The 24,977-nt window shown below is 64.0% G+C and carries 28 protein-coding genes and 1 tRNA gene; 12 read left to right on the plus strand and 17 right to left on the minus strand.

Annotation, left to right across the window (positions count from 1 at the left end; genetic code table 11):
* Positions 1-7: 7 nt before the first annotated feature.
* Positions 8-760, plus strand: a complete 753-nt coding sequence (locus tag BP737_RS07865; protein ID WP_292405067.1) for a DUF7289 family protein — start codon at positions 8-10, stop codon at positions 758-760.
* Positions 761-833: 73 nt separating this feature from the next.
* Here BP737_RS07865 and eif1A read toward each other — a convergent pair whose 3' ends face one another.
* Positions 834-1,205 carry a translation initiation factor eIF-1A gene (gene eif1A / locus BP737_RS07870; protein ID WP_394339242.1) on the minus strand — a complete coding sequence of 124 codons (372 nt, stop codon included), beginning with the start codon at positions 1,203-1,205 and terminating at the stop codon, positions 834-836.
* 169 nt (positions 1,206-1,374) lie between these two features.
* Between eif1A and BP737_RS07875 the strand changes: the two genes are divergently transcribed.
* Positions 1,375-2,040: a hypothetical protein gene (locus tag BP737_RS07875; protein WP_292405068.1), complete on the plus strand. Its 666-nt coding sequence runs from the start codon at positions 1,375-1,377 to the stop codon at positions 2,038-2,040.
* Between the two features lie 58 nt (positions 2,041-2,098).
* Complete coding sequence (locus tag BP737_RS07880; RefSeq protein ID WP_292405071.1) at positions 2,099-3,037, plus strand: metallophosphoesterase; 939 nt, start codon at positions 2,099-2,101, stop codon at positions 3,035-3,037.
* A gap of 6 nt (positions 3,038-3,043) precedes the next feature.
* Here the strand turns inward: BP737_RS07880 and BP737_RS07885 are convergent, their stop codons facing one another.
* On the minus strand, positions 3,044-3,874 hold the full coding sequence (locus tag BP737_RS07885) for a restriction endonuclease (RefSeq protein ID WP_292405074.1): 831 nt from the start codon (positions 3,872-3,874) through the stop codon (positions 3,044-3,046).
* A gap of 97 nt (positions 3,875-3,971) precedes the next feature.
* Between BP737_RS07885 and BP737_RS07890 the strand changes: the two genes are divergently transcribed.
* Complete coding sequence (locus BP737_RS07890; protein ID WP_292405075.1) at positions 3,972-4,907, plus strand: ketopantoate reductase family protein; 936 nt, start codon at positions 3,972-3,974, stop codon at positions 4,905-4,907.
* 6 nt (positions 4,908-4,913) lie between these two features.
* Here the strand turns inward: BP737_RS07890 and BP737_RS07895 are convergent, their stop codons facing one another.
* The 3 genes from BP737_RS07895 to BP737_RS07905 are packed head-to-tail and all read right to left on the minus strand — an operon-like array spanning position 4,914 to position 6,669.
* On the minus strand, positions 4,914-5,093 hold the full coding sequence (locus tag BP737_RS07895; protein ID WP_292405077.1) for a hypothetical protein: 180 nt from the start codon (positions 5,091-5,093) through the stop codon (positions 4,914-4,916).
* A 54-nt stretch (positions 5,094-5,147) separates the two neighbouring features.
* Positions 5,148-5,423 carry a pro-sigmaK processing inhibitor BofA family protein gene (locus BP737_RS07900; RefSeq protein ID WP_292405079.1) on the minus strand — a complete coding sequence of 92 codons (276 nt, stop codon included), beginning with the start codon at positions 5,421-5,423 and terminating at the stop codon, positions 5,148-5,150.
* A 34-nt stretch (positions 5,424-5,457) separates the two neighbouring features.
* Complete coding sequence (locus tag BP737_RS07905) at positions 5,458-6,669, minus strand: NAD(P)/FAD-dependent oxidoreductase (protein ID WP_342686092.1); 1,212 nt, start codon at positions 6,667-6,669, stop codon at positions 5,458-5,460.
* 110 nt (positions 6,670-6,779) lie between these two features.
* Here BP737_RS07905 and BP737_RS07910 point away from each other — a divergent pair, with 110 nt between their 5' ends.
* Together BP737_RS07910 and BP737_RS07915 are read left to right on the plus strand one after the other, a co-directional pair.
* Entirely contained in the window at positions 6,780-8,000 is a 1,221-nt protein-coding gene (locus BP737_RS07910) for a DUF2341 domain-containing protein (RefSeq protein ID WP_342686093.1), read from the plus strand.
* Positions 8,001-8,015: 15 nt separating this feature from the next.
* Positions 8,016-8,276, plus strand: a complete 261-nt coding sequence (locus BP737_RS07915) for a hypothetical protein (protein ID WP_342686094.1) — start codon at positions 8,016-8,018, stop codon at positions 8,274-8,276.
* On the opposite strand, the gene BP737_RS07920 is transcribed toward BP737_RS07915, so the two are convergent.
* The 3 genes from BP737_RS07920 to BP737_RS07930 form a co-directional block, all read right to left on the minus strand.
* On the minus strand, positions 8,254-9,177 hold the full coding sequence (locus BP737_RS07920; protein WP_342686095.1) for a prenyltransferase: 924 nt from the start codon (positions 9,175-9,177) through the stop codon (positions 8,254-8,256). The two genes, BP737_RS07915 and BP737_RS07920, sit on opposite strands and share 23 nt — an antisense overlap.
* A 216-nt stretch (positions 9,178-9,393) precedes the next feature.
* Positions 9,394-9,666: a DUF1294 domain-containing protein gene (locus BP737_RS07925; protein WP_342686096.1), complete on the minus strand. Its 273-nt coding sequence runs from the start codon at positions 9,664-9,666 to the stop codon at positions 9,394-9,396.
* Positions 9,667-9,671: 5 nt separating this feature from the next.
* On the minus strand, positions 9,672-10,097 hold the full coding sequence (locus tag BP737_RS07930; protein ID WP_394339977.1) for a metal-dependent transcriptional regulator: 426 nt from the start codon (positions 10,095-10,097) through the stop codon (positions 9,672-9,674).
* A 16-nt stretch (positions 10,098-10,113) separates the two neighbouring features.
* Here BP737_RS07930 and BP737_RS07935 point away from each other — a divergent pair, with 16 nt between their 5' ends.
* Positions 10,114-10,323 carry a hypothetical protein gene (locus BP737_RS07935; protein ID WP_342686098.1) on the plus strand — a complete coding sequence of 70 codons (210 nt, stop codon included), beginning with the start codon at positions 10,114-10,116 and terminating at the stop codon, positions 10,321-10,323.
* 329 nt (positions 10,324-10,652) lie between these two features.
* On the opposite strand, the gene BP737_RS07940 is transcribed toward BP737_RS07935, so the two are convergent.
* The 5 genes from BP737_RS07940 to BP737_RS07960 all read right to left on the minus strand — a co-directional run bounded on the left by BP737_RS07940 (position 10,653) and on the right by BP737_RS07960 (position 16,078).
* The gene (locus BP737_RS07940) at positions 10,653-10,856 is read right to left on the minus strand and encodes a hypothetical protein (protein WP_292406299.1); all 204 of its coding nucleotides are present in this window, start codon (positions 10,854-10,856) and stop codon (positions 10,653-10,655) included.
* Positions 10,857-11,360: 504 nt separating this feature from the next.
* Entirely contained in the window at positions 11,361-11,540 is a 180-nt protein-coding gene (locus BP737_RS07945) for a rubredoxin (protein ID WP_292406302.1), read from the minus strand.
* Between the two features lie 66 nt (positions 11,541-11,606).
* Positions 11,607-11,942 (minus strand): cupredoxin domain-containing protein, encoded by a 336-nt coding sequence (locus BP737_RS07950; protein ID WP_292406296.1) that lies wholly within the window; start codon positions 11,940-11,942, stop codon positions 11,607-11,609.
* A 177-nt stretch (positions 11,943-12,119) separates the two neighbouring features.
* Positions 12,120-14,039 carry a PQQ-dependent sugar dehydrogenase gene (locus BP737_RS07955; protein ID WP_292406293.1) on the minus strand — a complete coding sequence of 640 codons (1,920 nt, stop codon included), beginning with the start codon at positions 14,037-14,039 and terminating at the stop codon, positions 12,120-12,122.
* Positions 14,040-14,062: 23 nt separating this feature from the next.
* The gene (locus BP737_RS07960) at positions 14,063-16,078 is read right to left on the minus strand and encodes a DUF2298 domain-containing protein (protein ID WP_292406290.1); all 2,016 of its coding nucleotides are present in this window, start codon (positions 16,076-16,078) and stop codon (positions 14,063-14,065) included.
* Positions 16,079-16,422: 344 nt separating this feature from the next.
* On the opposite strand from BP737_RS07960, the gene BP737_RS07965 reads away from it, so the two are divergent.
* Positions 16,423-16,617, plus strand: coding sequence for a CxxC-x17-CxxC domain-containing protein (locus BP737_RS07965; protein WP_054847721.1), 195 nt, complete (start codon positions 16,423-16,425; stop codon positions 16,615-16,617).
* Positions 16,618-16,689: 72 nt separating this feature from the next.
* On the opposite strand, the gene BP737_RS07970 is transcribed toward BP737_RS07965, so the two are convergent.
* The 4 genes from BP737_RS07970 to BP737_RS07985 all read right to left on the minus strand — a co-directional run bounded on the left by BP737_RS07970 (position 16,690) and on the right by BP737_RS07985 (position 19,199).
* Positions 16,690-17,559: an ATP-binding protein gene (locus BP737_RS07970; protein WP_292406288.1), complete on the minus strand. Its 870-nt coding sequence runs from the start codon at positions 17,557-17,559 to the stop codon at positions 16,690-16,692.
* Entirely contained in the window at positions 17,556-18,407 is an 852-nt protein-coding gene (locus tag BP737_RS07975) for an ATP-binding protein (RefSeq protein ID WP_292406285.1), read from the minus strand. The genes BP737_RS07970 and BP737_RS07975 overlap by 4 nt, the downstream gene beginning before the upstream one ends.
* Before the next feature lie 13 nt (positions 18,408-18,420).
* Complete coding sequence (locus BP737_RS07980; protein ID WP_292406282.1) at positions 18,421-18,762, minus strand: NifB/NifX family molybdenum-iron cluster-binding protein; 342 nt, start codon at positions 18,760-18,762, stop codon at positions 18,421-18,423.
* A 77-nt stretch (positions 18,763-18,839) separates the two neighbouring features.
* Complete coding sequence (locus BP737_RS07985; RefSeq protein ID WP_292406279.1) at positions 18,840-19,199, minus strand: NifB/NifX family molybdenum-iron cluster-binding protein; 360 nt, start codon at positions 19,197-19,199, stop codon at positions 18,840-18,842.
* A 170-nt stretch (positions 19,200-19,369) separates the two neighbouring features.
* Between BP737_RS07985 and BP737_RS07990 the strand changes: the two genes are divergently transcribed.
* The 4 genes from BP737_RS07990 to BP737_RS08005 all read left to right on the plus strand — a co-directional run bounded on the left by BP737_RS07990 (position 19,370) and on the right by BP737_RS08005 (position 24,494).
* The gene (locus BP737_RS07990; protein ID WP_292406276.1) at positions 19,370-21,766 is read left to right on the plus strand and encodes a Lon protease family protein; all 2,397 of its coding nucleotides are present in this window, start codon (positions 19,370-19,372) and stop codon (positions 21,764-21,766) included.
* 5 nt (positions 21,767-21,771) lie between these two features.
* A complete protein-coding gene (nifS, locus tag BP737_RS07995; RefSeq protein ID WP_342686099.1) occupies positions 21,772-22,944 on the plus strand; it encodes a cysteine desulfurase NifS in 1,173 nt (390 codons plus the stop codon).
* Positions 22,945-22,946: 2 nt separating this feature from the next.
* The gene (locus BP737_RS08000; RefSeq protein WP_342686100.1) at positions 22,947-24,293 is read left to right on the plus strand and encodes a phosphomannomutase/phosphoglucomutase; all 1,347 of its coding nucleotides are present in this window, start codon (positions 22,947-22,949) and stop codon (positions 24,291-24,293) included.
* Positions 24,294-24,419: 126 nt separating this feature from the next.
* Positions 24,420-24,494, plus strand: a tRNA-Ile gene (locus BP737_RS08005).
* Positions 24,495-24,977 lie beyond the last annotated feature (483 nt).

A 24,977-nucleotide genomic window follows, 5' to 3' on the forward strand; every position in this document is an offset into this window, starting at 1 on the left:
AATATCCATGAAAATAAATGAACGGGCGGTCTCCGAAGCGATCGGGTTTATCCTGATCCTCGGGATCGTCATCAGCGGCATCGGCCTAGTTACGCTCTACGGCTACCCGGTGCTCGTCAAAGAACAGAGCAACACGGACGTAAAGAACATGGAGCGGGCGATGATCGTCATCCAGAACGATATGAAGAGCCTCTGCTTCAAGAACGTGCCCTACAAGGAGACGGCGCTACAGGTGAGCGGGGGGACGCTCGCGGTGATCGGCGCCGGGGATGGTTATCCGGCGTCCATCGAGGTTTTAGTCGATGGGACCTCCGTCGGATCGTTCTCACCCGGCGCGCTGGTCTACCATTCCGACCGCGGGACGGAGGTGATCACCCTCGAGAACGGGGCGGTGATGACGCGCCAGGAGGACGCGAAGGGCTCGGCGATGCTTGCAGAACCCCGGTGGTTCTATGACAACTCCACGAAGACATTCGTCATCTACGTCATGAACATCACCACCGACGAGCCGATGGCGAAATCCGGGATGGCGACGGTGCGGATGAGTCTGGAGAAAACGAACACGACCGTGCCTGCACCACCTGACGACTCTTTCGATGTCACAGTGATGTATCCCGAAGAGGCTGACAACTCTGTAGCGTGGGAGAACTACCTGACCGGCAGTTCGCTGAAGATGAGCGGTTCCGACGGCACCTACACCCGGTCGGATGTAAAGAAACTCGTCATAAAAGAGTACAATATCAAGATCCACGGGATCTAACCTTTTTTTACCCGTGGGGGCGCCGCTCCCCCCATCGACCTTCCGCCCGGGAAGATCTGCTGCAAAAAGTCTATCAGAGATACCGGTTCTTCCGGAGCCACTCCACCTGGGGTCTCGTGTAGCGGTAGACGATATCGCATTTCTCGTCCTGGAAACTCCAGGGAACGACGACCAGGACGTCTCCCTCCCGTATCCAGACTTTCTTCTTGATCTTGCCCTTGATCCGCCCGGTGCGGGTCACCCCGTCGAAACAGCGGATCTTGATATGGTTTGCCCCGAGCATCAGTTCGGCGCTTGCGAACATCTCCCGGTTCCTCTTATTCGGCAGGCGTACGCGGATAACCTCCTCCCCTGCCCCAACTCCGTTGGATTCAGGTTTGCGCTTAGTAGCGTCTGTCAGATCATCAACCCCATGTTCCGGAGCATCTGCTTCCTGTATGTCCAGTTTATATTACTTCTGCCTTATCAACTATTCTCCCGGGAGCGTGGGGACGATTGCCACGGACGGCGGTCTCCCGGTCGGCCGTGGTGCTCCGGGGACGAACGCCCGGTTTTGCAAAGACCGCCCCCGGAGATAGTTATGTATATTGCCGGGGCGGCCTTCCAGCATACCCATGGCATGCCCGAGCCCATCGCGCGGGATCTACCTCACCTACTTCATCCAGGGGCTCATTCTCCTCGGCGCACTCTCCAGCATCACGGCAGGCGAATACTTCCTCGGACTCTCGGCGGGCGTCGCCTTCCTCCTGACGATGGCACCGTCCCTCATGACGAGAAACCTGCGCCTCTGCCTGCCCTGGGAAGTCAATCTCTTCATCGCCGTCTCCCTGTATCTCCACGTCATGGGACACATCGCGGGCTACTACGTCAGTCTGGCGCCCTACTACGACAAGGTGACGCACCTCGTCTCCTCGATCACCGTCGCGCTTCTCGCCCTCTTCCTCACGGCCCTCGCCGAGCACCGCGGAGACGTCCGGCTGACGACGCCGGCGATCGTCGTCTTCATCCTGGTCTTTACACTGGCAGCGGGAGCGGTCTGGGAGATCTACGAGTTCGCGGTCGATCAGGTCTTCGACATGAATCTCCAGCACGGAAACACCGATACCATGCTGGACCTCATCGTGGACCTTGCCGGGGCGGTGATTGTGGCCTGCTTTACGGCTATCGCTCTTGGAAAAGAAGAGAGACAACGATTTATCCGGTTCTTCGCCGACCCGGCCTCCGGAGCGGAACAGACAGAGGTCACAGACGAACACGTCCAGCAGGCCCGCGGTCGCTGATCCGGCCGGGACCACCCTACCGGTCGATATTAATATTCATTGGATCAAATAAAATGTAGTGAATCTTAAGGTCCCGAAGATACGATATCTGGCGTTATTCATGCTCATCCTGCTTCCTCCCATGACCGGTTACATGGCCTGGGAAGCACAGACCGTCGACGTGACCGTCCTCGAGATGGACGGGGCGCCCGAAGGCATCGTCTACATCACCGATCCCCATATACAGGCATCGAACATCGACCACATCCGGGAGGCTATCGTCGAGATTAACCGTTTAAACCCCTCGCTCGTCCTGATCGGCGGCGACTTCGTTACCGGCGACGAATCGGACTTTGCCTATCAGGAGGTGTGGCGGTCTCTCGACGCACCGACCTATGCCGTTCTCGGGAACCACGACTACCGCGTGGGGACCGACGGTCCGACGGGGCTTGCGCGGACACTCGCCGTCCAGACCTCGGTCAACGTCACCGCCGCCGGATACGACGCCTCCGCCCTGAACGACGGCGCGGCCGATACCGCGTTTGCCGACGAACTCGCCGCGACGCTGGAGGAGAACGGCGTTCATGTCCTCCGGAACGACTACGCCCGGGTCGTCGCCGGAGACGGGGAGATCGTCATCGTCGGAGTCGACGACGGCTGGGCCGGGGCGGCGGACCCGCCCGATGTACCGGCGACGGACGCATTCACCGTCTACCTCATCCACGAACCTTCCTGCCGGGCGGACTGGGATGCCGACCTCATCCTCGCCGGCCACACTCACGGCGGCCAGTTCCTCTTCCCGGTTGTTGCACAATTGAACGACTACGGCGTCGTCGAACTTGCCGGCATGTTCGATGAGGACGGAAAGACGCCGACCTACATCTCCCGCGGGATCGGCAGCTCGAACGTTGCCGGCGTGGACCTCCGGTTCAATTGCCAGCCCGAGATCGTCCTGATTAACCCGACCGAAGAGCAACTCCGGGCCCTCGACGATACCGCGCTCCCCGCGACGGTTTAAATTGTGCTACGGCTCGAGGATCGCCCGCGCCCGCCCGGCGATCAACAGCACCTCCCGGAGGGGGATCCCCGCGTCCCGGGAGATGGTCGTAGCGTCCCCGTAGGCGACCTGTTTTGCCGTGAGGACACCCGCGGCGGCCAGACGGGAGTAGATCGACGGGCCCACGCCGCTGACGATGGTGACCGGGTAGGACTGCGTCTCCTCGATCATCGCCCGGAGGTTCTTCTCCTCCGGGTAATCCCATCCGATATGCCCGATCCCCCGGCAGGTCGCATACCGCTTTGCGTGCTCCGAGAGTTTGGTGTTGCAGACGATCAGGGCGCCGTCAATCGAGACGGCGCACCTCCCGGACCGGAACCCCTCCTGGAGGTCCTCGACGATCGCCCGGGCGATCCGCCCTTCGTCGAGACCGGTCATCCGGTGGGGGCTTGCATGGTGCTTCACCTCGACAAAAATGGTATCGCCGTCTTTGTGAGCGATGGCGTCCACCTCGTGCTCCCCGCACCGCCCGGCAAGGATACACCCGGTCTCCACCTGGTAGCCGTGCTCCCGGAGGAGGACACGCACGAACTCCTCAAAGTCCGGCTTCGGCCGGAGGAGCGCGAGCGCTCTCCGGAGGTTGGTCCGGTGCCGGACGGCGGGGCGGACGGTCCGGGCCCGGGCGTGGATCATCCGGAGGACCGCGGGGGTCGCGATGCCGTCCGGCACCGACTCCTCGATCTCGCCTGAGATCCGGTCGGCATTCTCCGTACTGAGACCCAGGTTCCGAAGCGTCCGCTGGACCTTCCGCCGGTCAAACGGCTGCAGGCCGCCGTCGGCCTTCGTGACATGCTTCATCAGGCATGAGATCTCTGCATCCGGGACGAAAAGCGTTCGCTACCGACCGCGGTGCTGCACCCTTATCCTCTTTCGCGTTCAACAAGAGGTACCACAGATGAAATCGTTACAGCACCCGGTCATCCTGATCCTCGGTGCAGGGGCGGTCGGCCTCTCGCTTGCCGGAAAGTTGACCACAGTGGCAAGGGTCTATGCGGCCTGCCGGGCGGCGCACGCTGCCGCCATCCGGGAGCGGGGCCTCATCATGGAGGGCGTCTGGGGGGACGGCACCGTCGGCGGGATCACCCCGGTAACGGGACCGGACGAAGTCCCGCCAGCGGTCGATGCCGTCGTCATCACCGCAAAGGGCACCGATACCCGGGCTATCTGCGAGGAGTACGCCGGGGTGATCCGGGGCCGGCCGATGGCAAGTCTCCAGAACGGCATCGGGAATGAGGAGATCATCGCGGAGTACACCGACACCGTCATCGGCGGGACCGTGACGACAAACTTCTCGGTTGCAGGCCCGGGGCGGGTCCGGGTCCAGAGCGAGAGCGCCCCGATGCACCTCGGGGCCTGGTCCGGCGACGGCGGCGCCCCCGGCCGCTTGATCGAGATAGTCCGGTCCGCCGGCATCCCGGTCGAGGCGGACGACGACATCCGTTCCGGGAAGTGGACGAAGGCCCTCCTCAACATCGCCGTAAACCCGCTCTGCGCCCTCCTCCTGGCCCCGGTCGGGGTCGCCGCCGACGAAAACATCCGGGAGATCGTCGTCGGGCTCATCCGCGAGACCTACGCCGTTGCCGACGCCGAGGGAGTGCGGCTCCCGTGGGCGACCGCCGACGATTACCTCGCCCACCTCTTTTCGGTGCAGGTGCCCGACTTCGCTGCGGTCTACCCCTCCATGTACTACGACCTCCGCCGCGGCCGCCGGACGGAGATCGACCTCCTCAACGGGTATGTCGCGCGCCTCGGGGAGCGCCACGGCATCCCGACGCCCCACAACCGGTGCATCGCCGGCCTCGTCCGCTACGCGGAGGCGCACCCCCGGTGAGGAGCGCTACTCCCCGGTCATCTTCTTCGCGAGTCGCCGGGCCGCTTCTTTTGCTTTAGCCTCGGTCTTCCAGAGCCCGGTCTTTCCGACGGGAGACCCGTCCCGGTCGTAGAGCTGCACATAGTAGCCGCCGTCCTGGCGAGCGAACAGGACCTCGCCGACGATTCCGGGACCGTATTCCTGCATGCCCAGAGGTGAGAGCGCCGGGGATATGATGGTTCCGTATCCCGGGTAATGCTCCTAGAGGGTCAGCGGTATCCCGAGGAGGTGAAGCACCACCGTGACCAGCACGCCGAAGACCCCGCCGATTGCGCAGATGAGGACGGTGATCAGGTTTATCGGGATGTCGGGCCGGCCGGCAAGGCTCATCAGGCTGAGGAAGTTGATGAGCCAGAGCAGGATCACGCCGACGACGGCATTGATGATGAAGCCTGTTGCGCTCTTGATCACCCGGTAAAGAACAAACATGAGGGCGATCACCAGGACCAGAGCGAGGAGCCCCATGAATAAACTCATACTGCCCGTTTGACGGCGCCGGTATTGAAACATTCTATATGGATGGCCGGGCGATGTGCCGTGCGGCGAGGGCCGCGGTCGAGAACGCGGCCTGCAGGTTGTAACCCCCGGTGTCGCCGTCGATATCGAGCACCTCGCCGATGCAGTAGAGGTTCGGAACGGTCTTCGACGCCATCGTCTTTTGATTGATCCCGTCGAGGGCGACGCCGCCCCGTGTCGCCATCGCCTCATTCCACCCCCCGAGCCGGGCCACGGTGAACGGGAACTCCGCGAGGTATGCGACGAGGGCGTTCCGGGCCGTCTTCGGGAGCCGGGCACAGGTCGCTTCCGCCGGAACCCCGGCGAGGTCGAGGAGCCGCCGGACGAACCGCTCCGGGAGGGGGAGGGCACAGAGGACGGTCTTCACCTGCCGGGAACCCCCCGCCGCAACGGCGTCGACGACCCGTTTACGCACCGCTTCTCTGTTCGCCCCGGGGAGGAACGCGACCCGGAGCACGTCGCCCGGGCGGACGGCGCGAGAGAGATCGAGTATGCCCGGGCCCGAGAGGCCGGTGTGCGTCAGCAGGAGATCCCCGGTATTCCGGGAGACCCGTTTTCGGTCACGGTAGACGCTCAAAGCGAGGTTCTGAAAGGCTATCCCGGCAAGGTCGGCGAACGGGTAGTCCTCGACAAAGACCGGAGTGAGCGCCGGGGCAACCTCCGTGACCGGCTGTCCGAGGGCCCGGGCGAAGGCGTAGCCGTCCCCGGTCGAACCGGTGGCGGGATAGGAGGCGCCGCCGGTGGCGAGGACGAGGACGTCGGCCCGGAGGGTTGCCTTCTTTGTCCGGACGAGGAAAACTCCGCCGTCTCGCTCGACGCCCCGGACGGCCTCGTCGCACCGGACCTCCACACCGCGGGCGGCGCACTCCGAAAGGAGGACCGCAAGGACATCTGCGGATCTCCGGGTCGCCGGAAAGACCTTCCCCCCGGGTTCGGCTGTCATGCCCAGTCCCCGGGCGGCAAAGAAGGCGATAAGGTCGCGGTTCGTGAAGTTCATGAGCGCAGGCCGGAGAAATGCCCCATGTTCGCCGTAACGGGCGAAGAAACCGGAGATCTCCCCGTCGTGGGTGATGTTGCACTGCCCGGACCCCGAGACAAGGAGTTTACGCCCCGGCAAGGGCTTTTTCTCAAGAACGATCACACTCCGTTCTTCCCCGGACGCCTGCAGGGCGCAAAAGAGCCCTGCAGGCCCTCCACCGATGATCACAACGTCGTTCACGGCACTTCCCGGTTATAACGGTAGTCCCCCGCAAAGCATCAGCATTGGGGTGCGGCGAGCCGCTACATGCATATAGAGGGTAATCCACAGGGAGACGGATGACCCTGAAGATCGGCCGGTTTGTTCTCATTGGAAGCGTCCTCACACTGCTTCTCATCGTCCCCGCGGGTGCCGTCCCGGCGCTGACTGCAAACGTAACGTATGCCGGGGTCCCCGCCGCCGTCCTCTTCTCCGACGCATCGGGCATCGCCGACGCGGTCTCGCGGACCTGGTCCTTCGGCGACGGGACGGAAGAGACCGCCGCCGGTCCCGAAGGGAGAGCGGTCGTGCACACCTACCCGGCCCCGGGCTCCTACAACGCGACGCTCTCGATCGCCACCCGGTCGTCCGTCGTCAGCACCACGGCGACCGTCGAGACTTTCGCCCGGCGGCAGGAGATCGCCGTCGCCAACCCCTCCGGGACCGACGGTCTTGAGGTCGCCGCGAACGTCGCCCACCTCCCGGGGATGCGCCCGGACTTCGCCGACATCCGGTTCGTGGACGCAAACGGGACCCCCGTCTCCTACTGGATAGAGAACGCCGTCGAGGGCTCCCACGCCCGCGTCTGGCTTTCCCTCCCGGAGAACGCAACGGCGATCACGATGCTCTACGGGAACCCGGAGGCCCGGGACGCAGGCGACCCGGACGCCGTCTTCCTCTTCTTTGAGGACTACGAGCGCCGCGACCTCTCACGGTGGTCGTTCTGCGGTTCGAACGCGGAAGTTCAGACGGAGGTCGTCCGCGACGGCGCATACGCCGGGGATATCAATGTCTCCGAGCCCGATCTCCGGCGCCTCGCGAACAACCGGATATGCCTGGCAAACATCTCCGCCGGCCAGGTGATCATCGAGGGGGACTTCCGGGTGAGCGAGTTCGGGCGATGGTGCGGTTCGGGCTACCTCCAGGCCTGGAACGAGACCGGCGGCCCGGTGTATGCCCTCCACCTCCGGAACGGTTCCGTGCAGTACTACGACGGCGTCCACCGGAACTTCTCCGCCGACCTCCCGGCGAGGGCGGATACCTGGTACCACATCAAAGTCGTCCTGGATACGCCGAACGCCACCCGGCACGCGTGGATGGACGGCAAATACCTGGGGAGCGCGCCCCTGCGGTTTTCCGACGGCAGACCGGTCCCGAAAGACGTGGTCTTTGACGACTTCGCACTGATCGGGTCCTCCGCGTGGTACTCGGGCGACCCGCACCACTTCTACGCCGACAACATCGTCGTCAGGCGCTACGTCCCCGTAGAGCCGGTGCTCTCCTATGCAGGCGGCCCGTAGGCGGGAGAGCGGAGGTTGCGGCATCTCACCCTCACCCTCTTCGTCGGCGCCGCCCGGAACCGGGTCGCGTTCGACGTCCATTACCTCGACGACGGGCACTGGATCATCCTCGCGCACGGGGGAAAGACCGCCGTCCCGATCCCGGCGACCGTCGAGAACGCGCGGCTCCGCGCAGGCGTTCCCCGGGTTCTGCAGGACGGGACGATCACGCTCCGGGCGAGGGGGCCGCCGGACGATGGAGGTGCGGCCCCGGTCAGACCCAGCCGGCCGCGATGACGAAGTAGAGGACGACGAGGCCCTGGAAGATGAAGTAGCCCATGATGTTCGCGGTAGCGTACCGGAGGGCGGGCGCCCGGTCGGCGCACCGGTGCAGGAACCCCCACAGGGCGATCGAGAGCGGGACCAGGGATGCGAACGCCACCGGCCGGAAGTCCACGGGGGAGAAGGCGCCGGCGAGGGCAAGAGAGACGAGCGTCCCGGTCGCAAGGGTCGCCGCGAGGGCGATGAGCGAGAAACCGTAGATGCGACCTTTCCGCACGACGAGAGTCGGTTTTCCCCCGGCGATATCCCCCTCCATATCCGGGATCTCGACGCTTACGATGAAGACGAGCCCGTAGAGGAAGAGCGGAAGGGAGAAAGCAAAGAAGGCGGGGTCGAGAGTCCCCCTCGCAACGAAGTAGCCCGCGCCCGGCATCAGGAGACCGAAAGTGATCATGTTCGTGACCTCTCCGAGGCCCCGGTAAGCGAGCGCGAGCGGGGGGGCGGTGTAGGACCAGCCGAGGAGGTTGCCGGCGACGCTGAAGGCGAGGAAGATAGGGGGGTAGTCGTAGACGGCCATGAAGGCATACCCGATCAGGACCGAAACCGCCATCAGAACGACGGCTGCAGAGAGCGCCGCCGGCTTGAGGCCCGGGTTCGCGGCGAGGACGCCGCTCCCCCCGGAGATCGCCGTCGTCTCGGCGAACCGGTCCGCGTCGGCATCGAAATAGTCGTTGCTGTAGTGGACCGAGAGGTGCGCCGCCGCCATGACCGCGTAGCCGAGGAAGAACTGCGCCGGGGTGAACTGCGCCCCGAGGAGGAAGGCGAGGAGCGCTCCGCCGGCGAACGGGATGAAGCCCGAGAGGAGGAAGGGAAATCTGCCAAGCCGGATGAATTCGCGGAAGGCGCGGGTGTCCATGGGGGAGTCTGCAGGGGGTCCGATATGTATAGGTTTCCCCGGTACCGCCCTCTCCGGATCGCACTACGGGCGGTCGATACGGCTCTCGCGGGGCCCCGCCTGCCGGAGAGTGGCGCGGTCGCACGCCGTACAGGGCTATGCCGGGACAGGGAACTGCTGTTGCCGTTCCCACCGAGTCGACGAGTATCTACGGCGACCGGCCCTGCCCGGGAGAAGTTACACGAGGCCCAGAACGAACGCGGCGGCGAGCACGATATGCAGGCAGAGGAAGAGAGGGACGAGCCGGAACTTCGCCTTCTGCGTCTTGTGCCGGAAGGCATGCATCGCGGCGACGGCCCCGAACGGCCCGAAAAACGCGAGGAGGAGGAGCCGTTTCTCGGGGGTCCTCCACGCCGTCCGCTCCGCCGACCGTTTATCACGGTAGTAGGCAAGGAACGAAACGACGTTGAGGAGGAGGTAGACCGTTATCGCGGCCACGACGGGCCCCATGCCGCCTAGACCTCCCGGGCGGGAGTGCGCCGCCGGATACACTCGGCTATCCGGGTATCCGACTGAAGCTCCTTCAGCAGCAGCCGGATCTGCCGGATCGTCGCCGGGTGGAGTTCGTGCTCCATCGAACAGGCATCGCAGTCGGCAATCTTCTCCGGGACGTTGATCATCCGCAGGAACTCCCGCAGGGTGTCGTGGCGGGACTTGATGACCTCGGCAACCTCGCGCCCCGCAGGCGCGAGGACCACCCCCTCGTAGCGCCGGTACTCGACAAGACCCATCTTATCGAGTTTCCGGAACATCTCGACGACGCTTGAAGGGCTGAGGTCCAGTTCGCGCGCCACGTCCTTCGTGCGGGCATATCCTTTCTCCAGCGTGACGTTGAGGATGGCCTCAAGGTAGTCTTCGGCCTTCCTGCTGAGGTTCTTCACAATATATCCGTTGTTCATGGCAGTCAAAAGATATTGTTGTTCGGTCGTTCTCTACCAGCCCGGGTTCCGACAGCCCGACAGCGCCACCGCCCCGCTCTCTCCGGTGACGATGCGCTCCTCCGGAAAAACCGCGCAAAACGGGTTTCCGACAGACCTCATACCCTTCCCGGGAAGGGGCAATGTGGACGTGACGAACCCGTATCAACCCGACCGGCATTTTTCGTAAAGCAGGGTATCTAACTCGGTCATAATCAACCAATGCCAAACATTTTTCGGAAAATGTGATATATTCGAAATAGTTTCGGATAGAGATACAAAAACCAAAAGAACGCGGCCGCTCGACCCCGGATCTGTCGATAATCGATCCGGCGAGACCCCGGCGGAGATCAAAAGAGAAAAGAAAAGGCGGCGTAATCGCCTATATCAGCACATAGATCTGGTACGTTTCCGGTAATTCTGTGGCAAGTTATTCGGAGTGAGGCCCCTTACCATGGGTGTTTCCATCCCTCCCGGACATGGCCTTTCCAGGAGAATGCTAGTGACTCCGACGAAAGACTACATCGAATCACCCCCACGGGAACCGTTCCCGCCCGGCACGGCGGGACCCCCCGCATCGGGGACTTCGCCCCGGGGGACGATCACGAAGGCCTTCCGATCCGGGAATTCCGGGAACCCGTCATCCCAATCGATCCGTGCGACCACGCTGAACGGCTGCCGGGGTTCTCCGACACCGCACCGGGCCAACTTATCTGTATCCATATTTTGCTCCTTTCGACCTTCGTCACATACTATGTGTATCGTTCGGGAGTGATGTAACCTCCCCGAATTGCTTTCGGATTTCATCGCAAGTCGAAGAAAGATCGGGTTTTTTTTGAAAAATCAGAGATGTTCCGGGTTCGGTTACTCCTGGCGGCGGGCACCCCGCCGCACCGGAACGCCCGTGAGCACTGGAGAGCAGCCGGACAAACTCCCTGACCGCATCGGGGTCCCGAACGCCGCGGATAGAAACACCGCTGTTCACCCGAAAACCTCCCGTAAGATCCGATCTTCGTTCGTTCTCCAGAGGGGACGTTCCTCCGGACCACTGTTTTCAGTATTTTTCATTAATGTGGTCTCCATTTCCTGCCTATCCGGTAAGGTACTCGGGAGAGATGATACTCGCCCAAAACAGTTTCGGTTTTCGGAAAAAACCCTCAGGAAACCCGCAACACCGGTCGATATGCGAACCCGTGTCTGCACGGATAGAAAAGTTGGCGGGATCGGTCAGAGCCCGAGCCTGTCGAGGGGAGACGCAAACGGGGAAAATTGACTCTTCTTCGCGAGGCAGACCGGACAGACCCAGTCGTCGGGAAGGTCTTCAAACGCGGTTCCCGGCGGAGCACCGGCATCCCCGGTCTTCGGGTCGTAGATATGGCCGCACACCGAGCAGCGGTATTTCTGCATGGACGTCATTGGTGGAGAGTGGTCCGGCTATATATTTAACTTGTGGGGTGAAGGGGGCGGCCCCCTCTATTCCACAATAAAATCGCCGTTCATTGAGGGGTGCACGTCGCATCGGAAGAAGTAGGTTCCCGAAGTTCCGGGTGCCGTGAAGGCGTAGGCGGCCCGCGCCGGGCCGGTGACGATCTCGCCGACATAAATCGGGGTCGTCGCCGAGGAATCGGTATAGACCGAAACGTTGTGCGGGACGCCCTCATCCCGGTTCTCGAAGATTATCGCCACTCTTGCACCCGCCGGGACGGTGATCGTGCCTGCATTGAAAGCCATGTTCTCAGCCGCGATCTCAACGGTCACATCCCGGCCCCCGGCGACGCGGGGCTGAGCGGGGGTCACCTCCGGGGTCACGCCCCCACCCCCGCGACTGAAGCCATGATGGTTACGGTTACTCGTGCCATGAGTCTCACCGGGTAACCGGGCGGCATAAAGGTTACCCCCGGCCACACCTGAGTGTCCGGAGTGAACGGCGTGTTTCTCCTCCTCCACACAAGCGCTGACCGATCTCAAAAAAAGGCGGGGGTTGACCTACGTCACGACGAACTCCCCGTTCATCGAGGGGTGCACGTCGCACCGGAAGTAGTAGGTCCCGGGCTCCGACGGCGCCGTGAAGGTGTAGGCGGTCTCGGCCGGGCCGGTGACGATCTCGCCGACATAGATCGGCGTCGTTGCCGAGGAGTCGGTGTAGACCGCGACGTTGTGCGGGACGCCCTCATCCCGGTTCTCGAAGTTCATCGTCACCGCCGCACCCGCCGGGACGGTGACCGTGCTCGTATCGAAGGCCATGTTGTCGGCCGCGATCTCGACGGTCGCGCCCTGGCCCCCGGCGGCGGGGGCCGTTGCGGTCGGTGTCACGGTTGCCGTCGGGGCCGTTTCGTTCGCCGGGACAAGCCTCCAGACTCTCCCGGTAGTGCTGGACGCATCCGGGCCGCCGTCTTCAGTCGTGAGCGCGTAGACCTCCGAATCTTCATCGACGCCAAACCCGAGGAGGAAGGCATCCACAGTCCCCGCGGGCGTTCCGGTCACGTTGAGCCTCGTCAGGCGCCACATCGCAAGGCTGTCGGGCGTCAGGTTCCCGGCGGAGTCGGGGAAGGCCGATGCGTTCCAGTCCTCCGGGGGCGTCGCGGCAAGCAGGGTCGCGTTCCCGGTTGCAAAATTGCTGCTCCAGTAGCCGAGAATGTAGCGCCCCGCAAGGTCCGGGAGAGCCGTGCCGTTGTAGACGCCGCCGCCGACGAAGACGATGCCCAGGTCATGCCCGCCCTCGATGATGGGGCCGATCAGGGGGTCGCCGGAGGAGCCGTTCTCCGGGCAGGTCGCCGGGGGTGTGCGGGGGTTCTCCGGGTCGAAGCAGTGGGTCCCCTCCATGAGACGCCAGCCGTAGTTGCCGCCCCCCGCGACGATGTCCACCTCCTCAAAGAGGTCCTGGCCAGCGTCGGCCACGTAAGGATTACCGTCGGCGTCAAACGAGAGGTAGGCGGGGTTCCGAAGACCGTAGGCGTAGATCTCGGGCGGGATGCTGCTGTTCTCAACGAACGGGTTATCCTCCGGGACCCCGTAGAGCGTCCCGGCCTGCGTCGTCCAGGTGGCGTTTTCCAGCGGCCCCGTTACGTTCCCGGCGGTGACGTTGTCCACGTCGATCCGGAGCACCTTGCCGTAGACCTTCGTGAGGTCCTGGGCGTTCCCGACGCCGGGGGTGTGGCCGGTCCCGTTGTCGTTGGCTTCGCCGCCGTCCCCGAGCGGCAGGTAGAGGTAGCCGTCACGGGGGCTGAAAGCAATGCTCCCGCCGTTGTGATTGAACTGCGGTTTGTCGATCTCCATCAGGACTTTTTCTGAGGTCATGTTGACCCGGTCGGGGTTCTCGGGGTCAACCTCAAACTCCACAAGGCGGTTCGTGCAATTCCAGTCTTCAGGGGCCCCCTCACGCAGGGGTGCGCTGTAGAACGCAAAAACCCGCCCGTTCTCCCGGAAGTCGGGGTGGAAGGCTATCGAGAGGAGGCCGCGCTCATCGAACGACGGGTTAAGGTCGACCAGGCGGTCCCGGACGTCCAGGAACGGCTCCTCTTTGCGGGTGCCGTTCTCATCGATGATCGAGACCGTCCCCACCTGGTCGACGACAAAGAGCCTGCCTGTTCCGTCGCCGGCGGTCGTGAGCATCACCGGCGAGACAAACCCATCGGCTACGGGCTCAAGGCTCACGTTAATCGTCTCGTTCTCCCCGGCGAGCCGGGTGAAGGAAGCGTTGTTCCGGTACTCCGCCGCATACGGCGACCCCGCGTTCGTCAGGTTCCCTGCGGGGGCGGTTGTGTTCGCCGTCAGGTTCTGCGGCACGACGGGAGTGGCGGTCTCTGCGACATCGGTTCCAGCACCCGGGTAGACCTGGGCCCCGGCGGAGACCGCCAGGGCGAGGATCACAAGGACGGATGTTATGACTACGGCTGCTCGCGTCATGCACCCACCCTGTTGCACGGTGATTATAAATGTAACCCTGCCCGCTCATAGATCCGGACGCCGTCCCGGTCGTAGATCACGACGAGCCCCCGGTCCGGCAGCCGGACGTCATACCGCTCGCGCTCGGGCTCGCCGACGTAAAGGAGCGTCGCGTTGTACTTCTCCATGAGCGCGAGGGCCTCCCGAGGATTCTCATAGATCGCCCGGATGTCCGCCGGGCGCTCGGTGTACCACGCACCGTTCCCCCGCCAGGTCAATTCGTGGCTGATCTGGCCGAGGACCGCCGGGATGCCGGTGAAGGACGAAACCCGCGAGTAGTAGTTATAGTCCCCGTTCTCCGCCTCCACAAGCCGGTGATCGCCGCCAAGTGTCCGGAGATAGTCGATCGCCGCGGCCTCCCCCGGGCGCGCGGCGTCGAGGTATGCGAGCCCGTCCAGGGTGTGGTAACTCTCGGGGGGATACTCGATCCCGAGGAGACCGCGGCCGATGTCGACGTTGAGAACGACCGGGGCGGCGATGAGGGCGGCCGCCGCCCCGATCGCAAGCCATCGGGGGGCCGATACCGGCAACCGGGCGGAAAGCCACCGGCCGGCGATGAGAAGAGAGCCGGTGCCGAGCAGGACCCAGGCGTCGAAGTAGAACTTGAAGATGGTGTTGAACCGGCTGTAGTCCCCGCCGAGCATCTCCCGGAAGAAGAAGACCTCACAGAATGCAAGCACCGAAAGACCGGCGATGCAGAGGAGGTCTCCGAACGAGCGCTCTTTCCGGAGGAGGAGATAGGCGAGCGGCGCCAGGACAATCCCGAGGGCGACGTAGCCGACGAGAAGGAACGGTACGGCGACGGCGACGAGGAACGGGAACCGCCGGATATCCCGGGCGACGGCGGCATAAACGATTGCGAGGAATCCGCCCCAGATCGCGAGGAAGGCGAGCGGGTCGGTGGGAGGGAACCCCGCGCCGATCCCGCCGACCCCCGCAGGTTCAAGGTGCAGGTAGTAGGGAAGGTAGATCGCGAAGGCTATCGCCGGGACGGCCACGGCGGCCGCGAGCGTGGAGGAGTCCCGCTCCCGGGTCCAGAGCAGGAGGAGGAAGATGGCGACGGCCGGCCCGTAGACGAGGGCGTCCCAGGAGTTTAAAGGCGGCATCGAGCCGATGCTCAGTCCGAGGAGGAGGACGAGGACGCCCCGACCCCGGGCGTCGAGCCCGCTCCACCGGCACCACGCAAACCCGAGGAGGAAGAGGAGGAAGACCTGGTTGAAGACGGCCATTTCGAAGGCGTGGACGTTTCCGAGAAAGAGGGAGAAGACCGGGAACTCGAACCGGGCGCCCGGGACAATCCAGTTGGTATCCTGGAATGCGCCGTAGATATCCCCTCCCGCCGCGAGGAACCAGGGGACCGACGGCGGGACAAGGAGGAGGACCGCGAGGGGGAGCCACTTCCACCGCCGGAGGAGGAGGCGACCGAGGGCATAGAGTGTCACGAACGCCGTCCCGTAGACGGTTCCCGGAACCAGGTTGAAGGCCACCTCCGACGGAATGCCGGTGACGACCGCAAGACACCCCATCAGCCAGTGGCCGAGGTAGTAGTAGACGGTGAGACGGCCCCCCGCAAACCAGGGGTCGAGCGGCGGCACCACGGGCTCCCGGATCACGCTCGCAAGGAAGGCGTGGTTCATGTACTGCTCGCTGAAGTAGCCGATGGGCGGGTTCGTGAACCGGACGGCAAGCGCGAATAAGAAGCCGGTCAGGAAGACCGCGTCCCAGGTTAAAAGATTTCGGATCTCACGAATCCGGTAATCGCCCCGCCGGATGCCGTAGACCCCGAGGCCCAGAAAGACGAGGAGGGCAAGGGCGACCGGGACGCGGAGAATGCCGCAGTACCAGGTCGCGAGGGCGAAGAGGAGGAGGGAGGCCGGGTATGCCGCAGGGTAGGCGTAATCCCCGAGGGCCGGGCGGAGGCGGGGCCAGAGGGCGAGCTGGAGACCTTTGAGGAGACCGGACCAGAGGAGGACGGAGAACGCCTGCAGGAGGATGTCCACACCCTGCTATGGGAAGGATGGGTATATGCCCTTTTATATCCGCCCCGCGGCGAGCCGGGGGCATGTATAACGCGACGAGGAGGAGAAGCACAGGAAGCCCGTGGCGCGGTCGGCGTCCTTCTTCCCCGGCGGGAGACCGAACCCGGGTTCTCGGGGTCGGAGACGAGAGGCAGCCCCGGAACACCCCGGAGACTTCAGCAACAGTGCGTCTCCGCTCCTCTCTGTGGACAGGGAGTTGTGCCGTCCATGGACAGATCGGCGGGCAGATTTTGAATACCAATCCCGGCCAGTGAAGTACCTTATATACCATCCACCCGTATTCTTACGTGCAGTGTTCTATCTGCATGAGCAATCCGATGGATTATAACAGAGGTAACAGAAATTTCGGTGGTCCGAGGAACTTCGGCGGCCCCCGTGAAATGACGAAGACTATTTGTTCAGACTGTGGGAAGGAGTGCGAAGTCCCCTTCAAGCCGACCGAAGGCAGGCCCGTGTATTGCCAGGACTGCCTGCCGAAGCACAGAAAACCCCGGTTCTAAACCAACTATAATCTCTTTTTTCGGAATGATGGGTCCACAGAGCGGAGCGGGTCCCAGAAAAAAGGAGCTGGCTCATGAAAGCCCGAGTTCGATGAAGAGATTGTCGCGGAGGGCCCGGAGAGCCTTTGCCGCCGGTGAATCGATCCGGGTCGCCGGCCGGCCGCTCCGCACCGCCGCGACAACTTCCGGGTCGAACGGGATCTTTCCTGTCGTCGGGATGCCCTCCTCCGCACAGTAGTCCTCGATCCTCGTGCAGAACTCGTCCGCAAGGTCGAAACGGTTGATGACGACGAAGATCTGGACGTTGAACCGACGACAGACCGTCACCAGCCGCCGGAGGTCGTGGAGCGCCGAGATTCCCGGCTCCGTAACGATGAGGACCGCATCCATGTCCCCGACCGTCGCGATCAGCGGGCACCCGATCCCCGGCGGGCCGTCGGCGATGAGCAGGTCCGCGCCGCTGGCAAGTTTCAGGGCCCGCTTCTTCACCTCGGTGACGAGCAGGCCTGAGTTTCCGGAGCCCGGGAAGAGCCGGGCGTGAACGAGGACCCCCCGATCCGTCGTCGAGGTGTAGATCTCGCCGGAGATGCGCGGCTCCATCCGGACTGCCCCCATGGGGCAGACGTAGGTGCAGAGACCGCAGCCTTCGCAGTGCAGGGCGTCCACCGTCCAGGCATCGTCCCGGCGGACGAACGCCTCGAACCGGCAGCGGTCCGCGCAAATCCCGCAGTCATGGCACCGTTCGAGGTCGATCCGGGCTGTCGCGAGCCCCCGGAACTCCGTCGTGGTGAGCCGCCGGGGCGAGAACAGAAATTCCAGGTTCGCGGCGTCCACGTCGCAGTCGGCGAGGACCTGCGGCACTCCACTCAGGTCCGCGAGCGCCGCCGTCACCATCGTCTTCCCCGTCCCCCCCTTGCCGCTCGCGACCGCGAGCCGGATCATGAGTCCATCTCCGCAATCCTCGCGATCCCGGCGAAGAGACCGGCGAACCGCTCTTCCCACCTGGGAAGGTCGCGGCAGATGAGCCCGCCCCTGTTCTGGACGGCGGCGATCTCCCGGGAGAACGGAATGGTCATGAGGACGGGGAGCCCGCGCTCCCGGCAGAACGCGATGGTCGCCCTATCCTCCCCGTCGCTCCGGTTGATTACGACACCGGCGGGGATGCCGACCCCCTCCGCCACCTCGGCCGCGAGACGGAGGTCGTGCAGCCCGAATGGCGTTGATTCCGTGACCAGGACACAGACATCGCTCCCTTCGAGGGTCGTGATCACCGGGCAGGCGATTCCCGGGGCGGCGTCGTAGAGAACGAGCGGGTGTCCCCCGGCAAGCGCCTTTGCCGACCGGACGACCGCCGGGGCCTGCACCTCCCCCTCGTCTAAGATCCCGCTGATCAGGACGAGCCGGGGCAGCGGGGACGAGCACGCGACCTTCCCGACGGCGCGCCGGACTTCCCGGACGGCCCCCTCGCGGCAGACGAGGACACAGCCGCCGCAGGAGTGACAGAGTTCCGGAAAGACGAGGACACGGTCCTTGAGGACGGCAAGCGCCCCGAAGCGGCAGAACGTTCCGCACTCACCGCAGAGTGTGCAGCGGTCGGGGTCGATCTCCGGGACCGGCGTCGTCACCGGCACGTCCTCGGCGGGGGCGGGAAAGAAGAGGCGGAGGTTCGGCTCCTCGACGTCGCAGTCGACGAGCGCCACCTCGCGGGAACGGGAGAGCACGCAGGCGAGGTTCGCCGCAACCGTGCTCTTCCCGGTTCCGCCTTTGCCGCTTGCAATCGCTATCTTCATGCTCAAGCCCGCTTCAGGAGAGGGAGAGCGGCTGCAGGTTCCCGGCGGTGTAGTCCGCAAGGGCATCGGCCACGCTGCCGCTCCCACGGTAGGCATAGGCTTTGATTCCACCCGCTTCGAGCGCCCTGGCCGCGTTCCCGCCGATCTGACCGGTGATGAGGGCGGCCGCATCGTGTTCCGCCAGCACCTGAACCGCCCGGGGTCCGACCCCACCGGTAGCGTCGATGAGGGGGTTCTCGACCGATTTCGACTTCCCCGTCTCCGTATCGACGAAGACGAAGTAAGGGGCCCGGCCGAACCGCTGCTCGACCGGGGCATCCGTGCCCGCAGCGCGGGCTGTGATACAGACAATCATGTTGGTGCCTCACGAGAATTATTACTCATATGAGCATAATACTATGGGTGATATTACTCCTTCCCCACCAATAGTTCTCAGTGCGCTTCGTCGCACTCGCCGCCGTCTTCGTGGTGGCAGGTGCTCTCCCCGGGAGAAAGGCGGCCGGCGATGTAGTCCTGCGCGACGTAATCGACGTTCCCGCTGATACCGAGAAGCACCTCGATGCTGTTCTCCCGGAAGAGAGCGATGGCCTGCGGCCCCATCCCGCCGGCGATGATCAGGTCGACCCCGTGCTCCGCGAGGAACGCCGGGAGCCGCCCGGGTTCGTGGCCGGGGTTCGGGAGATCGTCCCTCCGGTAGATGATCGACCCGTCAACGTCGAAGATCGCATACCCTTCACAGTGTCCGAAGTGTGCGGACACCATATTTCCGTCCTGCGCAACTGCAATCCGCATACGTGTCACCTGTTCCCGCGATCCCGTCGGGGATCGTATGAAACAAATTACACATATGCGCGAAATAAATTAAAACCACCCATCGTACCATCCGTCACCGGACCGGGGAATCTTTTTTAAGGCGGGCGACACCCTGCGGTATACCTGCTAACCAAGACTTGGTGAGACTGATGGTTCAACCCCTGAATATCGAAGAATACCGGAGCGTTTACGAGCCGGGAAAGGTAGAGTGCGCCAGCACCGGAGAGATGCGGCCGCTGGAGGAGATCATCGGCCAGGAACGGGCGCTCCGGGCGCTGCAGTTCGGTCTCGAGATCCGGGAACCCGGGTTCAACGTCTACACCGCGGGCGCCCAGGGCACCGGACGGAGGACTGCCGTCAGAAGTTTCCTCGACCAGCTCGCGAAAGGTAAACCCCGGGCGCGCGACTGGGTCTACGTCCATAACTTCCAGAACCAGTACGAGCCCAACGCCATCGCCCTCCCGGCGGGAAGGGGGCCCCGGTTCAAGGAAGAGATGAAACGGTTCATCGAGGAGGCCCGGCGGGCCCTCCCCCGGGCGTTCGAGAGCGAAGAGTATACCAAACGGAGGGACGAGACCCTCCAGTCCCTCCAGGGGAAGAGGACTGACCTCATCGCCCGGATCAATCAGGACGCCCAGGCCGCGGGGTTCGTTATCCAGATGAGCCCTATCGGCCTCCTGACCATCCCGGTCATCAACGGGAAGCCGGTTCCCGATGAGGAGTTCATCAACCTCCCCGACGACGTGCGGGCGGATGTCCAGCGGCGGCGCGACGCCCTCAACACCGAACTCCAGAGCACGCTCCGGCAGGTGCAGGAGATCGAACGGCAGGGGGCCGAAGCGGTTACGAATTTAAACCGCGACATCGCCCTCTACGCGGTCGGAAACCTCGTCACCGAACTCAAGGAGCATTACGCCGACGTCCCGGAGGTCCCCGCCTACATCGACGCCGTCCAGAACGACATCCTCGAGAACCTCCAGGCCTTCCTCGGAGTTCCCGAGCAGCCGGGAGCCCCGCCCCAGTTCCAGGCCTTCGTCCGGGAACTCCCGTTTCGGAAGTACGAGGTGAACGTCGTCGTAGACAACGACGGTGCTGAAGGCGCACCGGTGGTCGTCGAGCAGAACCCCACCTTCCAGAACCTCATCGGGAAGATCGAGAAGGAGGTTCAGTTCGGGATCTTTACGACCGACTTCACGATGATCCGGCCGGGCTCGCTTCACCGGGCTAACGGCGGTTACCTCGTCCTTGACGTTGAGGACCTCCTGCGCGCCCCGCTCTCCTGGGAAGGGCTCAAGACTGCCCTGAAGACCGGGGAAGTCCTCATCGAGGAGCCGGGCGAACGGATGGGGTTCATCACGGCAAAGACAATCAAGCCCGAGGCGATCCCACTCGACATCAAGGTGACCCTCATCGGGACCCCGATGCTCTACCAGCTCCTCTACCAGATGGACCCCGACTTCAAGGAGCTCTTCAAGGTCAAGGCCGACTTCGATACCGTGATGGAGCGAAACGACGAGAACGCCGGAAAGTACGCCGACTTCATGTGCAACCTCGTCCGGGAGGAGAAACTCCGGCACCTGGACCGGGAGGCGATTGCCCGGGTGATCGAGTACGGCTCGCGCCTCGCCGAAGACCAGCAGAAACTCTCGACCCGGTTCGCGGCCGTTGCGGACCTCATCCGGGAGGCGAACTTCTACGCCGCGCGCGACGGTGCCGAGCAGATTGGAAAGGGGCACGTCACCCTGGCGATTGAGGAGAAGGTCTACCGTTCGGACCTGATCCAGGAGAAGATCGAGGAGTACATCCGGCGGGGAATCTTCCTCATCGATACCGCGGGGGAGAAGGTGGGCCAGGTGAACGGCCTCTCGGTCATCGGACTCGGGGATTTCGCCTTCGGCCGGCCGTCGAAGGTGACCGCGAGCATCGGTGTCGGCCGTGAAGGGATCGTGGACATCGAACGGGAAGCAGCGCTCGGCGGGCCGATCCACACGAAGGGCGTCCTGATCATCAACGGCTATCTCAATAACAACTACGCGAGGGACAGGCCCCTCTCCCTCTCGGCCCGGCTCGTCTTCGAGCAGAGCTATGAGGGGATCGAGGGTGACTCCGCGTCGAGCACCGAACTCTACGCCCTCCTCTCGGCGCTCTCGGGTCTCCCCTTAAAACAGTACCTCGCCGTCACGGGGTCGGTGAACCAGAAGGGGGAGGTCCAGGCGATCGGAGGCGTGAACGAGAAACTGGAGGGGTTCTTTGAGGTCTGCAAAGCCAAAGGGCTCAACGGGGAGCAGGGGGCACTTATCCCGGCAAGCAACGTCCAGAACCTGATGCTCAAAGAGGAGATCGTCGAGGCGGCGAGGGCCGGGAAGTTCCGGATTTACCCGGTGCGGACGATCGACGAGGGGATCGAGGTCCTGACGGGTGTCCCGGCGGGCAGACGCCGGGAGGACGGGACCTACGAGGAGGGAACGGTGAACTACCTGGTGGACCGGCGGCTCCGCGAGATGGCGGAGGCGATGCGTGGGTTCCAGCCGATGGCGGCGAAGTGACGGGAATGGAGCAGAAACGGTCGGTCTACATGGACCATGCGGCGACGACGCCGACGCGGCCGGAGGTCGTCGAGGCGATGCTCCCCTACTTCACGGAGCGGTTCGGGAACCCTTCGTCGCTCTACGCCCTCGCCCGGGAGGCGAAGGCGGCGGTGGAAGAGGCGCGGGGCCGGGTGGCGGCGGCGATCGGCGCGAAGCCGGAGGAGGTCTTCTTCACCTCCGGGGGAACGGAGGCCGACAACTGGGCGATCAAAGGGGTAGCGGCCGCAAACCGGAAGAAGGGCGACCACATCATCACTTCTTCCATCGAGCATCACGCCGTCATCCACACCTGCCGGAGCCTTGAGAAGCAGGGCTGGCGGGTGACCTACCTCCCTGTCGACGAGTTCGGCCGGGTGGACCCGGGAGTCGTCGAGGAGGCGATCACCGACAAAACCGTCCTTGTCTCGGTGATGGCCGCGAACAACGAGATCGGGACGATCCAGCCGGTTCGTGCGATAGCGGAGATCGCGCACGACCGCAAGATCCCGTTCCACACCGACGCCGTCCAGGCAATCGGCGCCCTTCCGGTGGATGTGGAGGCGATGGGGGCCGACCTCCTCTCGCTCTCGGGCCACAAGTTCGGCGGCCCGAAGGGGACGGGAGCGCTCTACATCCGGAAGAAAACCCGGATCGAGACGTTCATGGACGGCGGCTCACAGGAGCGGGGACGACGGGCCGGGACGGAGAACGTCCCGGGGATCGTCGGGCTCGGGCGGGCAATCGAACTTGCGACCGCAGATATCCCCGCAAAGGCCTCCAGGCTCGCCGCGATGCGGGACCGGCTGATCCGGGGTATCCTGGATACGATCCCGGATTCCCGGCTGAACGGCCACCCGGTCGAGAGGCTCCCGAACAACGTGAACGTTGCGTTCCGCTACGTGGAGGGCGAGTCGATCCTGCTCTCGCTCGACGCGCTCGGTGTTGCTGCCTCGACGGGGAGCGCCTGCACCTCGGCGACGCTTGAGCCCTCGCACGTCCTCACGGCCTGCGGCCTTCCCCCCGAGCAGGCGCACGGCTCGCTTCGCCTCACCCTCGGCTCCCGGAACACGGAGGACGACGTCGATTACGTCCTCTCGGTCCTTCCCGGGGTGATCGAGCGCCTCAGGCAGATGTCGCCGCTCCGGGGGGAGGCGTGAGCGTGGCCGGGATCTTCAAGGCATACGATATCCGGGGACGTTACCCGGACGAACTCAACGAAGCGACGGCGGAGAGAATCGGGAACGCCTTCGTCCGGTTCCTTGCGGCGGAGCGGGTCGTCGTCGGGCGGGACATGCGGCTTTCGTCGAAATCGCTTTCCCGGGCGTTTGTCGAGGGGGCGGTTGAAGCAGGGGTGGAGGTCGCCGATGCGGGACGGGTGAGCACCCCACTCCTCAACTACGCCGTCATCGCCGGAGGGTTCGACGGCGGGGCGATGGTGACGGCTTCCCATCTCCCGGGGGAGATGAACGGGCTCAAACTCGCCGGGAAAGACGCGGTCCCGCTCTCCGGGGACCGGGGGCTGCCGCTCCTCGAGACGATGGCCGGGGAAGAACCGGCAGTACGCGCCGGCGGGTCCTGCCGCAAGGTCGATATGCTGGACTCCTACATCGGGAAGGTGGCCGGATTCGTCCGGAACCCCCGGCCGCTCACGGTCGTGGTGGACGCGGGGAACGGGATGGTCGGGCCTGAGGTGCCCCTCCTCTTCTCCCGGGTCCCGGCGTGGCGGCTTATCCCGCTCTACCTGGACCCCGACGGGCGGTTCCCCCACCACCACGCAAACCCGCTCGACCCCGGGACCACCGGGGCCCTCCAGGACCGGGTGGTGACGGAAAGAGCGGATATGGGGGCGGCGTTCGACGGCGATGCCGACCGGTGCGGGTTTATCGACGAGTGGGGCGAGCACGTCCGGGAGGACCTGGTGACCGGACTCATCGCGGAGTTCCTGCTCGAGGAGAACCCGGGAGCGACGATCCTCTACGACCTCCGGTCGAGCCGGGCCGTCGCGGAGGTGATCAGGGAGGCCGGGGGGCGGGGCGTCCGCTCGAGGGTCGGCCACGCCTTTATCAAAGCCCGGATGCGGGAGGAGAACGCAATCTTCGCCGGGGAACTCTCCGGACACTACTACTACCGGGAGATGGGTTTCACCGACAACGGGCTCCTGACGATGGTGTACGTTGCGAACATCCTCGCCGCGAGCGGTCGGACGCTCTCCGAACTCATCAGGCCGCTGGACCGCTACCCCTCGACCGGGGAGATCAACCTCCGGGTGAGCAGGCCCGATGCGGTTCTTTCGGCGCTTGCAGCGCACTATCGGGACGCAGACCTCGACCGTCTCGACGGGCTGACGGTGGACTACCCGGACTGGTGGTTCAACATCCGTCCATCCCACACCGAGCCGGTGGTGCGGCTGAACCTGGAGGCGGAGACGCGGGACCTCCTCGACGAGAAGAAACAGGAGGTGCTCTCGGTCGTCCGGGGCGCTGAGGAGGCGACGCGGGAGGGGTAAGGGCGGCGCGCACAACGTATTTATCATTCAAGGGCGACATTTATATGCACCATGGTCTTTCCGGATGTGAGGAACCGGAGTATTTCACGTCGTTCCCCGATCTCGTGGACCTGGGCGTTTGTTTCCGGGCCCGTAGCTTAGTCCGGTCAGAGCGCCCGGCTCATAACCGGGCGGTCGTGGGTTCGAATCCCTCCGGGCCCACCTTTAATCGGGGAAAGGGTCACAATCGTGGCTTGAATGCCCTGTTCAGCGCTAATTATTAACTGTTCTATGAATTTAGACGCATTCGTAACCCGGTTCTTTAGAAATTCATGCGCCTGATCTGATAGGGTGATGTTCAATCTTCTCCTCTTTCGCTCGTATTTCTTTTCGTTTGCCATTTTCTCTTTTCTCCGCTTTCTTTTCTACTGTCCGCACAGTGCTGTATCTGTCTGCACAGCCTCAGGTAACTTATCTCTGCGCAGGGGGCTTAACGGGATAGCAACAAAACGGGGGAGGCCCCCGCTGTTTTGTTGCTACTTCTTTAAGAGGCAATACCCACCACGTACAGGCTATGAAGAGAATCAACGCAAAGGGAGAGGTATTTCAGCAGACATCCATCTACATCCGTGAGAATGTCTACCTCCTCGCAAGAGAGGAGCGTATCCCCATGTCAGAGGCCGCAGAGCAGGGTGTGATCGCCGC

The sequence above is a fragment of the Methanoculleus sp. UBA291 genome, assembly GCF_002499755.1.
Lineage (GTDB): Archaea > Halobacteriota > Methanomicrobia > Methanomicrobiales > Methanoculleaceae > Methanoculleus > Methanoculleus palmolei.